This window comes from Pseudomonas umsongensis (assembly GCF_012647205.1).
GTDB classification, from domain to species: domain Bacteria; phylum Pseudomonadota; class Gammaproteobacteria; order Pseudomonadales; family Pseudomonadaceae; genus Aquipseudomonas; species Aquipseudomonas umsongensis.
The window spans coordinates 2,366,009-2,379,657 of the sequence record NZ_CP051487.1 but is presented as its reverse complement, the minus strand read 5'-3'; the positions used below and the strand labels follow the sequence as shown (position 1 = coordinate 2,379,657).

The window sequence follows — 13,649 nt, the reverse complement described above, 5'->3', positions numbered from 1 at the left end:
GCGCGGCAGTGCAATCTGTCGCATTCGTACCCACCGCGGGTTCATGCGGCGGGCCCACTGTTGGCACCCGATTTCGCCATCAACATCCCCTCGCCTCCGGAAGATCGCCAGGGCAGCAACGACTCCAGCAGCATTCAGGTGACGCTCCGTTTCGGAACGTCGCCCGGGTACCCGTACGCCCCTCAAAAGGCCGACAAACAACAATTAAAAAAGCGGAGCCTCACGATGACGACTGACCATCCGAACCATGTCCAGATCTGCGCCCAGGTCAGGGCCAATCCCAACTTCCAACGCCTTACGCGCCAGCGTTCGCTGCTGGCCTGGTCCCTGAGCGCCGTGGTCCTGGCCGTTTATTACAGCTTCATCATGGTCGTGGCCTTTGCACCCGCCTGGCTGCACTTGCCAATGTACGACGGCAGCCACCTGAGCCTCGGGATGCCGATTGGCGTGGCGATTATCCTGCTGTCCTGGTTGTTGACCGCCTGGTATGTGCACACCGCCAACACCCGCTTCGACGCGCTCAGCGCGCAGATCCTGCAGGAGACCCGCGCATGAAACCCCTACTCGCCCTGCTCGCCTTCAGCCCCTTGCTGGCCACCGCCGCCCCCATCACTGCCGAGAAACAACCGCTCAATGTGCATGCCATCGGCATGTTCTTCGTCTTCGTCCTCGCCACTTTGCTGATCACCTGGTGGGCGTCCCGTCGTACGCGTTCCGCTGCCGACTTCTACAGCGCCGGAGGCGGTATCACAGGCTTCCAGAATGGCCTGGCGATCGCCGGGGACTACATGTCTGCCGCCACGTTGCTGGGGCTCTCGAGCCTTGTGTTCACCAAGGGCTATGACGGCTTCATCTACATCATCGGCTTCTTCGTCGGCTGGCCCATCGTCACCTTCCTGATGGCCGAGCGCCTGCGCAACCTGGGCCGCTACACCTTCGCCGACATCGTCTCCCTGCGCCTGGACCAGACTCGCGTGCGCAGCTTCGCCGCCCTCGGCTCGCTGACGGTGGTGTGTTGCTACCTGGTGGTGCAGATGGTCGGTGCCGGCCAACTGATCAAGCTGCTGTTCGGCCTCGACTATCGTACGGCGGTGGTGGTGGTCGGTCTGCTGATGCTGGTCTATGTGATCTTCGGCGGCATGCTGGCGACCACCTGGGTGCAGATCACCAAGGCGGTCCTGCTGCTGGCGGGCGGCACGACCCTGATGTTGATGGCCCTGAGCCGCTTCGGTTTCAGCTTCGAGACGCTGTCGGCCCAGGCCGTAGCGGTGCATGCCAGCGGCGTGCAGATCATGGGCCCGGGCACCTTGCTGGCCGATCCGGTCAACGCGGTGTCACTGTCCCTGGGCCTCGTCTTCGGTATCGCCGGCCTGCCGCACATCCTGATGCGCTTCTTCACCGTGCCCAATGCCAAGGAGGCGCGCAAATCGGTGTTGTTTGCCACGGTGTTCATCGGCTTTTTCTTCCTCGTGGTCTGCATCCTGGGCTACACCGCCATCGTCATCGTTGGCACAGACCCGCAGTACTACGTCGACGGTAAGCTCGGCGGTGCCATGATCGGCGGCGGCAACATGGTAGCCATGCACCTGGCCAAAGCGGTGGGCGGCAACCTGTTTCTGGGATTCCTTTCCGCCGTTGCCTTCGCCACCATCCTTGCAGTGGTAGCCGGCCTGGCCCTGGCCGGCGCCTCGGCGATCTCCCACGACCTGTATGCCTCGGTATTCAAGAAGGGCAAGGCGGACGAGAAGCAGGAAATGCGCGTGTCGCGCATCGCCACTGTCGGCCTGGGCATTGTCGCAATCTCCCTGGGGATTCTGTTCGAAGGCCAAAACATCGCCTTCCTGGTCGGCCTGACGTTCGGCATCGCCGCCTCGGCAAATTTCCCGGTACTGATCATGGCCATGTACTGGGGTGGCCTGACCACCCGCGGCGCCCTCTACGGCGGCTTGACCGGCCTGGTCAGCGCCCTGGCGTTAGTCATCGGTTCGCCGTCGGTGTGGGTCGGTGTACTGGGCCATGCCCAGGCGATCTTCCCCTACGACCAGCCGGCACTGTTCTCCATGCCCCTGGCCTTCCTGGTCATAGTGGTGGTGTCCAGGCTGGACCGCAGCGAGCGTGCCGATCGTGAACGCGCGGCCTATGCCGATCAGTTCGTGCGCGCCCAGACCGGCCTGGGCGCTGCCATGGCCAGCAGTCACTGACGCTGCAGTTTTTCCGGGGCCAATGCCTCGAGCGCGAGTGCGCCCCTTGGCTTCGCGCTTTTTTACGCCCGCCCTGCGCCGCCCGGCCAGGGCACCGCCAACCAGCCTTCCCTCCACCGGCCACGGCCAGTGCGGGATCGGCTTGCCCATAACAACAAGAGACAAACATGAAACCTACCCTTTTCAGTCTATTCCTCGCAGGCACCAGCCTTGCCACCCAGGCCCATGCGGACTTCATCAAAGACAGCAAGGCCAGCCTGGAGCTGCGCAATTTTTACTTCAACCGAGATTATCGTCAGGCCAACGCCGCCCAATCCAAACAAGAGGAATGGGCCCAAGGCTTCCTGCTGCGCTATGAATCGGGCTTCACCGAAGGGTTGATCGGTGTCGGTTTCGATGCCATCGGACTGGTCGGCGTCAAGCTCGACTCCAGCCCTGATCGCGCAGGTTCCGGCCTGCTCAAACGCCATCGCGACACGAGCAAGGGTGCGCAGGACGAGTACGGCGAACTGGGCCTGACCGCCAAAGTGCGCGCCTCCAAAAGCACACTGAAACTCGGTACGTTGCTGCCGAAGCTGCCGACGGTACTGGCTAACGATTCACGGTTGTTGCCGCAAACCTTCAAGGGCGGTCAGTTGACGTCGCTGGAACTCGAAGGCCTGACCGTGGACGCCGGGCGCCTGACGCAGGTCAATCAGCGCGACTCCTCGGACTACGAGGACATGGGCATCACCCGAACCGGCGCCAAGGGCATCACCACACGTCACATCGACAGCGACCGCTTCGATTTCGCCAGCCTGAACTACAAATGGACCAGCAACCTCGCCACCGGCTATAGCTACGGTCACCTCGACAACTTCTACAGCCAGCACCTGGTCAACCTGACCTACGTGTTGCCAGTGACGACCGGCCAGTCGTTGAAGACGGATCTGCGCTTCGCCCGTTCAACGGACGATGGGGGCAGCAATGTCGATAACAACGCCATTGGCGCAATGTTCACCTATAACCTTGGTGGGCATGCGTTGGGCCTGGGTTATCAAGGCATGAGCGGCGACACCGGCTACGCCTACGTCAACGGCACCGACGCCTTCCTGGTGAACTTCGTGCAGATTGGCGACTTCGCCAGCAAGGACGAACAGTCCTGGCAGGCGCGCTACGACTACAACTTTGCGGCCATTGGCGTGCCGGGCCTGACCTTCATGACCCGCTACCTCAGCGGCGACAACATCGATCTGGGCGCAAACCGCCCGCAAGGCAAGGAGTGGGAACGGGATACCGACATTGGTTACGTCGTACAGAGCGGGCCGCTGAAAAATGTCGGCGTGAAGTGGCGCAACGCGACGGTGCGCTCGACCCATTTCGGCAGTGACCTGGATGAGAATCGACTGATCCTCAGCTATACCCTGGCGCTCTGGTAAATCCCCCCCGCCACTCGGTGCCTCGCTGGGGTTCGGCATGCCCTCTCTCCGGCCATCGTGGTTAACGGGGCGCTCGCGATCAACAGCAAAGCGAGGCGGCCTGACAGCCGACCTGCTTTTGGTGATGCCTGTGTTTTGATCGTTCCCACGCTCTGCGTGGGAATGCCGCCAGGGACGCTCCGCGTTCCACTGACAACGTATTAATTGAGCCGTGCGCAACGTTGATGCGGGGGCGTCACAAGAAGCCCTGTGTGAAATTGGTTGTCGGAGTACATATCCATTGCTGCGGTTACGGCCACTTATGGTTTTGATCGTTCCCACGCTCTGCGTGGGAATGCCGCCAGGGACGCTCTGCGTTCCACTGACAACGTATTAATTGAGCCGTGCGCAACGTTGATGCAGGGGCGTCACAAGAAGCCCTGTGTGAAATTGGTTGCCTGCGTGCATATCCATTGCTGCGGTAACGGCCTCCTATGGTTTCGCCCTTACGGCGACTCCCTTTTTCAAACGCCAAAAAGGAAGCAAAAGGCTTTGCCCCACCACTCGGTGCCTCGCTTGGGCTCGGCATGCCCTCTCTCCGGCATTGCTCCGTGGGTCGCCGCGATGGGCCATCCTTGGCCCAGCGCGGCTAAACCGGCGTCCTGCCGGTTTCCCCACTGCGCAATGCCTGCGTTCGGCCAGCGTGGTTAACGGGGCGCCCAGATCAAAAACAAAAGCGAGGCGGCCTGACAGCCGACCTGACTTTGACGGGTGTACCTCGATCCCCTGTAGGAGCGAGCCTGCTCCGGGCGGCGTTCCGACGATGGTCGTCAACGATAACGCGGGGCACCTGGTAGCCCGCGGTGCTCTCGGGTTCATCGCGAGCATGCTCGCTCCTACAGAAGGTACGCGCATGGCTTCCGATCAGGCCGGCCGGTCGGCCGCCTCGCTTTTGATTGTGATCTGGCTTTTGATGTTCTTGCCCCCTCGAGAGGCCGAGTGGAGGTTCTGCGCAGTGGGTAAACCGGCATGGATGCCGGTTTGGCCGCGCTGGGCCAGGGATGGCCCATCGCGGCGACCCACGGAGCAGGACCGGAGCGAGGCACCGAACGCCAGGGGCAAGAGCGTTTGGTTACTTTGCGCCGGGCGGCGTTCCGCTTCTCAAAGTGACTCGCTGTAAAAGCGAAACCATAAGTGGCCGTTACCGCAGCAACGGATATGTACACCTGAAAGACAACTATCGTCTGCCAGGACGCCTTCGCCGGCAAGCCTGGCTCCTACAGTAAAAGCGAAACCCTAAGTGGCCGTTACCGCAGCAATGGATATGTACTCAGTCACAAAATCTCCATTGGCCGCCTGGACGCCTTCGCCGGCAAGCCTGACTCCTACAGTAAGGGCGACCCGCATTACCTGACAGTGCGATTGGCCTGCCATCCAACGCACCACAGCTATGACTTTTCTGCACAACGCACCGGCTTTTATGAGCATTTTTAATTCATTTTTGCATGCATATACTGGACTCAAGCACCGGTCATGATCCGGGCCAGACCCAACAAAAACAAACAAGGGCATACACCGTGAAGACATCCATGCTTGCCATCGTCTCCCCGCTCTCAGGTACCCGCACGCGTCACGTACGCATCGCCGCCCGCAGCGAAGCGCCCCTCGCCGCCTGACCATCCCGTACCCGTTACCGCGCCGATCGCCCCCGCGATCGATGGAGACTCCAATGAACAGCAACTGCCAACCCTTCATCAAAGCTCGTGATTTCCTGCTGGCCCACCGTACCGACTACGCCACTGCCACACGGGACTTCCAGTGGCCGCAACTGAGTGAATTCAACTGGGCGCTGGATTACTTCGATGCCATGGCCGAAGGTAACCAGGCCAACGCCCTGTGGATCGTCGAAGAAGACGGCAGCGAGCAGCGCTACAGCTTCCAGCAACTGGCCGCGCGCTCCAACCAGGTGGCCAACCACCTGCGTGCCCTTGGCGTGCGCCGTGGCGAGCGCATCCTGCTGATGCTCGGCAACGACGTAGCCCTGTGGGAAACCATGTTGGCCGCCTTCAAGCTGGGCGCCGTGGTCATCCCTGCCACCGCACTGCTGACTTGCGATGACCTGGCCGATCGTATCGAACGTGGCCAGGTTCGCCATCTGGTGGTCGGTGCCGCCCATGTCGACAAGTTCGACGGCCTGGGTGAAGGCTGCAGCCGCGTCTGCGTCGGCCCGGCCCCCGCCGGCTGGACACCCCACAGCGCCGCCAGCGAATACTCCGAGCAGTTCGACAGCGAGGGTCGCACCCTGGCCACCGACCCGATGCTGCTGTACTTCACCTCCGGCACCACCTCCAAGCCAAAGATGGTGTTGCACAGCCATCAGAGCTATCCGGTCGGCCACTTGTCGACCATGTACTGGATCGGCCTGCAGCCGGGCGACCTGCACTTGAACATCTCGTCACCGGGCTGGGCCAAGCACGCCTGGAGTTGCCTCTTTGCCCCCTGGAACGCCGGCGCCTGCATCTTCATCCATAACGTCGCGCGCTTCAGCGCCCCTGCCCTGCTGGGTGCCCTGGAGCGCTATGGCGTCACCAGCCTGTGCGCCCCGCCCACGGTCTGGCGCATGATGATCCAGGAGGACCTGGCCAGTTACAAGGAGCGCCTGTGCCTGCGCGAACTGGTGGGCGCCGGTGAGCCGCTCAACCCGGAAATCATCGAGCAGATCCTGCATGCCTGGGACTTGCCATTGCGCGACGGTTTCGGCCAGTCGGAAACCACCGCCCTGGTCGGCAATACGCCCGGCCAATTGCTCAAGCCCGGTTCCATGGGTCGTCCGCTGCCGGGCTACCGAGTGACCATGCTCGACCCCGACGGGGCACCTGGCAATGAGGGCGAAGTCGCCTTGCCGCTGGACGTGCGCCCACTTGGCCTGATGCTGTGCTATGAGGACAGTCCGGAAAAAACCGCCGAGGTGATGCGCGACGGTTACTACCGCACCGGCGACACCGCGCAGATTGACGATGATGGCTACGTCACCTTTGTCGGTCGCGCCGACGACGTGTTCAAGGCCTCCGACTACCGCATCAGCCCCTTTGAACTGGAGAGCGCTCTGATCGAGCACCCGGCGGTGATGGAATGCGCCGTGGTCCCCAGCCCCGACCCGCTACGCCTGGCCGTGCCCAAGGCGTTCCTGATCCTGGCCCATGACGAACCCGGCAGCGCCGAGCTCGCCGGCAATATCCTCGCCTTCGCCCGCGAGCACCTGGCGCCGTACAAGCGAGTGCGACGCATCGAGTTCGTCACCGAGCTGCCCAAGACCATCTCCGGGAAAATCCGTCGGGTGGAGCTGCGCCAGATGGAAGTGCAGCGTCGGCAGAGTGACGCGCGCGGCGCACAAGAGTACTTCGAAGAAGACTTCCCTCAGCTCAAGGGCTGAATCCGGGCCGGTGCGCCGGCCCTCCTGAACTCACCTCCGACCACTCGGCCAACCAGGCCGAGGGGCCACTCTCGACTCAAAGAAAGCAGACAGGACCCGAAAATGACCTCATCCAGCGTTCCAAGCGTCAAGCTCCTCATCAACGGCGAGTTCGTCGAATCGCGCAGTACCGAGTGGCGTAACGTGGTCAACCCGGCCACCCAGGAAGTCCTCGCTCGTGTGCCATTCGCCACCGCCGAGGAAATGGATGCCGCCGTGGCCAGCGCCAAGGAAGCCTTCAAGACCTGGCGCAAGACCCCGATCGGCGCCCGCTCGCGGATCTTCTTCAAATACCAGCAGCTGATCCGCGAGAACATCAAGGAACTCGCCGCCCTGCTCACCGCCGAACAGGGCAAAACCCTGCCGGATGCCGAAGGTGATGTGTTCCGCGGCCTGGAAGTGGTCGAGCACGCCACATCCATCGGTAACCTGCAGATGGGCGAGTTGGCCAACAACGTCGCCAACGGCGTCGACACCTACACCTTGATGCAGCCGCTGGGCGTGTGCGCTGGCATCACCCCGTTCAACTTCCCGGCGATGATCCCACTGTGGATGTTCCCGATGGCCATCGCCACCGGCAACACCTTCGTCCTCAAGCCGTCCGAGCAAGACCCACTGGTGACCATGCGCCTCGTCGAACTGGCGCTGGAGGCCGGTGTACCCAAGGGCGTACTCAACGTCATCCACGGCGGCGTCGATGCGGTGAACCTGATTTGTGATCATCCGGACATCAAGGCCGTGTCCTTCGTGGGTTCGACCAAGGTCGGCACTCACGTCTACAACCGCGCTACGCAAAACGGCAAACGCGCACAGTGCATGATGGGCGCGAAGAACCATGCCATCGTCCTGCCCGATGCCAACAAGCAGCAGACCTTGAACAACCTGCTGGGCGCCTCCTTCGGCGCCGCTGGCCAGCGCTGCATGGCCCTGCCGGTAGTGATTCTGGTAGGTGAAGCGCAGACCTGGTTGCCGGACCTGATCGAGCGGACCAAAACCCTCAAGATCAATGGCGGCACCGAACCTGGCACCGACATCGGCCCGGTCATTTCCTGCGCTGCCCTGGATCGCGTCAACAGCCTGATCGCCAGTGGCATCGAAGAAGGCGCCAAACTCGAACTGGATGGCCGCAACCCGAGCGTGCCTGGCTACCAGGACGGCAACTTCGTCGGCCCGACCATCTTCTCCAACGTCACTGCGCAAATGTCCGTGTACCGCGAAGAAATCTTCGGCCCGGTGCTGTGCGTCATGCAGGCCGCCAGCCTGAGCGAGGCGATCGAGATCATCAACGCCAACCCGAATGGCAACGGTACCGCCCTGTTCACCCGCTCCGGCGCGGCGGCCCGTCACTTCCAGGAGGAAATCGACGTTGGCCAGGTGGGCATCAACGTGCCGATCCCGGTACCGGTCCCGCTGTTCTCCTTCTCCGGTTCGCGCGCCTCCAAGCTCGGCGACCTGGGCCCTTACGGCAAGCAAGTGGTGACCTTCTACACCCAGACCAAGACGATCACCCAACGCTGGTTCGACGAGGACGACGACGTTGGCGCGGTGAACACCACTATCACCCTCAAATGATCTGTGGCGAGGGGATTCATCCCCGCTGGGGCTGCGAAGCAGCCCCAGCGACCGTTCAAACAGACCGAGTTGTCTGGATTGGGGCCGCTTCGCGACCCAACGGGGCGGTGCAACGTTTCGGTAGATCCCCTCGCCACCACACACGCAAAAGGTAGCCATCATGCATATCGGATTTCTCGGCCTCGGCAACATGGGCGGCCCAATGGCCCGCAACCTGCTCAAGGCGGGCCACAGCCTGACCGTCTTCGATCCCTTCGCGCAGGCAGTCGCCGCGTTGGTGGAGGCCGGCGCCAGCGCCGCCGACTCACCCGCAGGCGTGGCCAAGGCCGGGGTGGAAGTGATCATCACCATGCTGCCAACCGCACACCACGTGAAACAGGTCTATTGCGCCAAGGACGGCCTGTTGGCCAACATCGGCCCAGGTGTGCTGTTGATAGACAGTTCGACCATCGACCCGCTGAGTGCGCGCGAAGTTTCCAGACTCGCCCTCGCCCAAGGCAACTCGATGCTCGACGCGCCGGTCTCCGGCGGCACCGGCGGTGCGACGGCAGGCACCCTGACGTTCATGGTCGGCGGCCCCGTCAGCGTATTCGACCAGGCCTTGCCGATCCTCTCGGCCATGGGCAGGAACATCGTGCGCTGCGGCGAAGCCGGTAACGGCCAAGTGGCCAAGATCGCCAACAACATGCTGCTCGGCATCTCCATGGTCGGCGTCGCCGAGGCCATGGCCCTGGGTGTGGCCCTGGGCATGGACGCCAAGGTGCTGGCCGGTGTCATCGGCACCTCCACCGGTCGCTGCTGGAGTTCGGAGATCAACAATCCGTTCCCGGGCGTGCTGGAAAATGCTCCGGCCTCCCGTGGCTACAGTGGCGGCTTCGGCACCGACCTGATGCTCAAGGATCTCAGCCTCGCTACCGAAGCAGCCAAACACGCGCGTCAGCCGGTGGTGCTCGGTGCTGCCGCCCAGCAGCTGTACCAGACCTTCAGCCTGCAAGGTCATGGCGGCCTGGACTTCTCCGCCATCATCAAACTGTTCCAAGGGGAAGCCCAGGCATGAGCGAGCAGCAAGCCCCGGTGCTGGCCTGTGTGCGCAACCGCATCGGCCACCTGACACTGAACCGGCCCAGCGCGCTGAACACCCTCGACCTGCCGACGGTGAAGCTGCTTTGCCAGTACCTGTGGATCTGGGAACAAGACCCGGACATCGTCGCCGTCACCCTGCGTGGTGCCGGGGAAAAAGCCTTCTGCGCCGGTGGCGACATCCGCATGCTGTACGACAGTCACAAGGCCGGAGACAACCTGCACGAGCTGTTTCTCGAAGAGGAATACGCCCTGGACGAGTACCTGCATGGCTACTCCAAACCGGTGCTGGCGCTGCTCGACGGGTTCGTCCTGGGCGGTGGCATGGGCCTGGCGCAGGCGGCCTCGCTGCGGGTGATCACCGAGCGCACGCGCATGGGCATGCCGGAAGTCGGCATCGGCTTTTTCCCCGATGTCGGTGGCAGCTATTTCCTGCCGCGGCTTCCCGGTGAGCTGGGTATCTACCTGGGCGTCACCGGCTGCCAGGTACGGGCCGCCGATGCGCTCTATGCCGACCTCGCCGACTACTACCTGCCCAGCGAGCGCCTGGTCGAACTGGATGCCGCCCTGGATCACTTGAACTGGACCCGTGCGCCCGCAGAAGACTTGCAAGACCTGCTGGCGGGGCTGGCCGCCGAGCGTATTGCCGGATCGGAACTCAAGGCTTACCGCCAGGTGATCGATGACTATTTCTCCCTGCCTGATGTGTCGGCGATTCGCAATGCGCTGCAGCGCGAGCAACGTCCCGAGCTGCGCGACTGGGCCGAACAGACGGTTGCGCTGCTCGACAGCCGCTCGCCACTGGCAATGGCTACGACCCTGGAACTGTTGCGCCGCGGTCGATACTTGAGCCTGGCCGACTGCTTTGCCCTGGAGCTGCACCTGGACTACCAGTGGTTCGACAAAGGCGACCTAATGGAGGGTGTGCGCGCACTGATCATCGACAAGGACAAGACCCCACGCTGGAACCCGCCAACCCTGACGGAACTGGTGCCAGCGCGGGTGCAGGCTTTCTTCAGCGACTTTCGCCCGGCCTCTGGCAAACCCCTTCGTACCGCCTGAACGGCAGGAGACTCGCAATGCACGATATCGAATTGACCGAAGAACAACGCATGATCCGCGACATGGCACGCGACTTCGCCCGCAGCGAAGTCGGCCCGCAGGCACAGGCCTGGGAAAAGGCCGGCTGGATCGATGATGCCGTGGTGGCGCAGATGGGTGAACTGGGCCTGCTGGGCATGGTGGTGCCGGACACCTGGGGTGGCAGTTACACCGACTATGTGGCCTACGCCCTGGCCGTGGAGGAAATCTCGGCCGGCGACGGCGCCCTCGGCGCCTTGATGAGCATCCACAACTCAGTGGGCTGCGGCCCGCTGCTCAAATATGGCAGCCCTTCCCAGCAAGACACCTGGCTGCCGCTCCTGGCCAGCGGCCAGGCCATTGGCTGCTTCTGCCTGACCGAGCCACAGGCGGGCACCGAAGCCCACAACTTGCGCACGCGCGCCGAACTGCGCGACGGTCAGTGGGTACTCAATGGTGCCAAGCAATTCGTCAGCAACGGCAAGCGTGCCAAGCTGGCCATTGTCTTTGCCGTCACCGATCCGGAACTGGGCAAGAAGGGCCTGTCGGCGTTCCTGGTGCCCACCGACAATCCCGGCTTCGTGGTCGATCGCAGCGAACACAAGATGGGGATCAAGGCCTCCGATACCTGCGCGGTTACGTTGGATAACTGCACGATCCCCCAGGACCATTTGCTCGGCGAGCGCGGCAAGGGCCTGGCCATTGCCCTGTCGAACCTTGAAGGCGGTCGCATCGGCATCGCCGCCCAGTCCCTGGGCATCGCCCGCGCCGCCTTCGAGGCTGCGCTGGGGTATGCCCGCGAACGCATCCAGTTCGCCAAGCCGATCATCGAACACCAGAGCGTGTCCAACCTGCTCGCCGATATGCACACCCGGCTCAATGCTGCCCGCCTGCTGGTGCTGCATGCCGCGCGCCTGAAAAGCGCCGGGCAACCGTGCTTGTCAGAAGCGTCCCAGGCCAAGCTGTTCGCCTCGGAAATGGCTGAGCGCGTGTGCTCCAGCGCCCTGCAGATCCATGGTGGTTATGGCTACCTGGAGGATTACCCCGTGGAGCGCTACTACCGCGATGCGCGCATCACCCAGATCTACGAAGGCACCAGCGAGGTGCAGCGCCTGCTGATCGCACGCGAGCTGGCCCACTACGCGCTCTGAGCCCTTGGCCGGCCGCACCCTGCGCGCCGGCTGCCCCCTTGCCTGCCCCTTCTGGAGTTGCCCATGCTCGGCCTGCGTAATTTTTCCATCAGCCGCCGCCTGTGGTTGATCTTGCTGACGTCCATCCTGATGCTGCTGATTCTCGCCGGCCTGATGCTCAAGCAGAACCATGACGATCTCTATGCGGCCAAGGCCCTGAAAACCCGTCACGTGGTCGAGACCGTCAGCGGCATCCTGCGTCATTTCCAGGCCCTGGAAGGCCAGGGTCTCGAGCGTGGGCAAGCGCAACAACAGGCCAGCGCGGTCATACGCAACCTGCGCTACGGCCACGACGACTACTTCTGGATCGAAGACCTCGACACTCGCATGGTCATGCACCCCAATGCCAAGCTCGAGGGCAAGCGCATGGCGGGCACCCGCGACCCTGACGGCAAGGCACTGTTCGACGAGATGGTCGCCGTGGCAAACCGCAACGGCTCCGGCCTGGTGCACTACCGATGGCCAAAGCCGGGCTCCGACGCGCCGGTGGAGAAGGTTTCCTACGTCGAACTGTTCAAGCCCTGGGGCTGGATCGTCGGCTCGGGCATCTACATCGACGACGTACAAGTGGAGTTCCGCCGCCAGCTGATACAGGCTTTCGTCATCGTACTGACCATCGCCCTGCTGCTCAGCGCGCTGATCCTGCTGATTGCCCGCAGCATCGCCTTGCCCCTGGCGCAGGTGGTCAATGCCATGGAGAACATCGCCAGCGGCGAAGCCGACCTGACCCACAACCTGGACAGTCGCTGGCGCGATGAACTGACCGCTCTGAGCAGCCACTTCAACGCGTTCACCCACAAGCTGCGCGCTGTGATCGGCCAGTCCATGCAGACCGCTGGCAACCTGGACCAGGCCTCGCAATCGCTGGGCGAGATTGCCAGCAACAGCCAGCGCCACAGCCAACAGCAATCCCAGCAAATGGAACTGGTGGCCGCCGCCATCCACGAAGTGTCCTATGCCGTGCAGGACGTGGCGAAGAACGCCGAACACGCTGCCAATGAAGTACGCCAGGCCGATGAGCAGGCACGCCAGGGCCAGCACAACATCGACAGCAGCCTGCGCCAGATCGACCAGTTGTCCGAGACCATCGGCCAGGCTGTCGAAGTGATCCAGAGCCTGGCGCAGGAAAGCACGCAGATCGGCAGCGTGCTGGAGGTGATCCGCGCCATCGCCGAACAGACCAACCTGCTCGCGCTGAACGCCGCCATCGAGGCCGCGCGCGCGGGTGAACAGGGTCGTGGCTTCGCCGTGGTGGCAGACGAAGTGCGCCTGCTGGCGCAGCGCACCCAGCAGTCCACCGCGCAGATCCAGGGCATGATCGAACGCCTGCAGGGCAACTCCGAAGCGGCGGTCGATGTCATCAATGCCAGCAGCCAGGCCGCTCGCCAAACCGTGGTACAGGCCCGCGAAACCGGTGAAAGCCTGCACCTGGTCATCACCGCGCTGCGCAATCTCACGGAACTGAACGCCTCGATTGCCAGTGCCACCCTGGAGCAATCCCACGTGGTCGAGGACATCAACCAGAATGTCACCCACGCCGCCTCGCTGGCCCACGAGAATGCCCTGGCGGCGGACCAGTCCAACGAGGCCAGCCAGAACCTGGGGCAGTTGGCGGGCCAGCTCAATCGGCTATTGGGGCAGTTTCGCCTTTGAAATG

The 13,649-nt window shown here is 63.1% G+C and carries 9 protein-coding genes; all 9 read left to right on the top strand.

Translation table 11 applies throughout. From position 1 onward, the window contains the following. Window positions 1-225 precede the first annotated feature (225 nt). The 9 genes from HGP31_RS10660 (at window position 226) to HGP31_RS10620 (ending at window position 13,645) form a co-directional block, all read left to right on the top strand. Window positions 226-555, top strand: a complete 330-nt coding sequence (locus HGP31_RS10660) for a DUF485 domain-containing protein (protein WP_020800907.1) — start codon at window positions 226-228, stop codon at window positions 553-555. Continuing rightward, complete coding sequence (locus tag HGP31_RS10655; RefSeq protein ID WP_033045241.1) at window positions 552-2,201, top strand: cation acetate symporter; 1,650 nt, start codon at window positions 552-554, stop codon at window positions 2,199-2,201. The genes HGP31_RS10660 and HGP31_RS10655 overlap by 4 nt, the downstream gene beginning before the upstream one ends. A gap of 167 nt (window positions 2,202-2,368) precedes the next feature. Then, the gene (locus tag HGP31_RS10650; protein ID WP_020800833.1) at window positions 2,369-3,619 is read left to right on the top strand and encodes an OprD family porin; all 1,251 of its coding nucleotides are present in this window, start codon (window positions 2,369-2,371) and stop codon (window positions 3,617-3,619) included. A 1,708-nt stretch (window positions 3,620-5,327) separates the two neighbouring features. Beyond that, window positions 5,328-7,031, top strand: a complete 1,704-nt coding sequence (locus tag HGP31_RS10645) for an AMP-binding protein (protein WP_033044907.1) — start codon at window positions 5,328-5,330, stop codon at window positions 7,029-7,031. A gap of 102 nt (window positions 7,032-7,133) precedes the next feature. Beyond that, complete coding sequence (locus HGP31_RS10640; protein WP_033044906.1) at window positions 7,134-8,642, top strand: CoA-acylating methylmalonate-semialdehyde dehydrogenase; 1,509 nt, start codon at window positions 7,134-7,136, stop codon at window positions 8,640-8,642. A gap of 160 nt (window positions 8,643-8,802) precedes the next feature. Next, on the top strand, window positions 8,803-9,699 hold the full coding sequence (mmsB, locus tag HGP31_RS10635) for a 3-hydroxyisobutyrate dehydrogenase (RefSeq protein WP_020800498.1): 897 nt from the start codon (window positions 8,803-8,805) through the stop codon (window positions 9,697-9,699). Beyond that, complete coding sequence (locus HGP31_RS10630; protein WP_168757660.1) at window positions 9,696-10,784, top strand: enoyl-CoA hydratase/isomerase family protein; 1,089 nt, start codon at window positions 9,696-9,698, stop codon at window positions 10,782-10,784. Before mmsB ends, HGP31_RS10630 begins: the two co-directional genes overlap by 4 nt. Before the next feature lie 17 nt (window positions 10,785-10,801). Beyond that, window positions 10,802-11,953: an acyl-CoA dehydrogenase family protein gene (locus HGP31_RS10625; protein WP_020800496.1), complete on the top strand. Its 1,152-nt coding sequence runs from the start codon at window positions 10,802-10,804 to the stop codon at window positions 11,951-11,953. A gap of 63 nt (window positions 11,954-12,016) precedes the next feature. Then, window positions 12,017-13,645: a methyl-accepting chemotaxis protein gene (locus HGP31_RS10620; protein ID WP_168757659.1), complete on the top strand. Its 1,629-nt coding sequence runs from the start codon at window positions 12,017-12,019 to the stop codon at window positions 13,643-13,645. The last annotated feature ends 4 nt before the right edge of the window (window positions 13,646-13,649 follow it).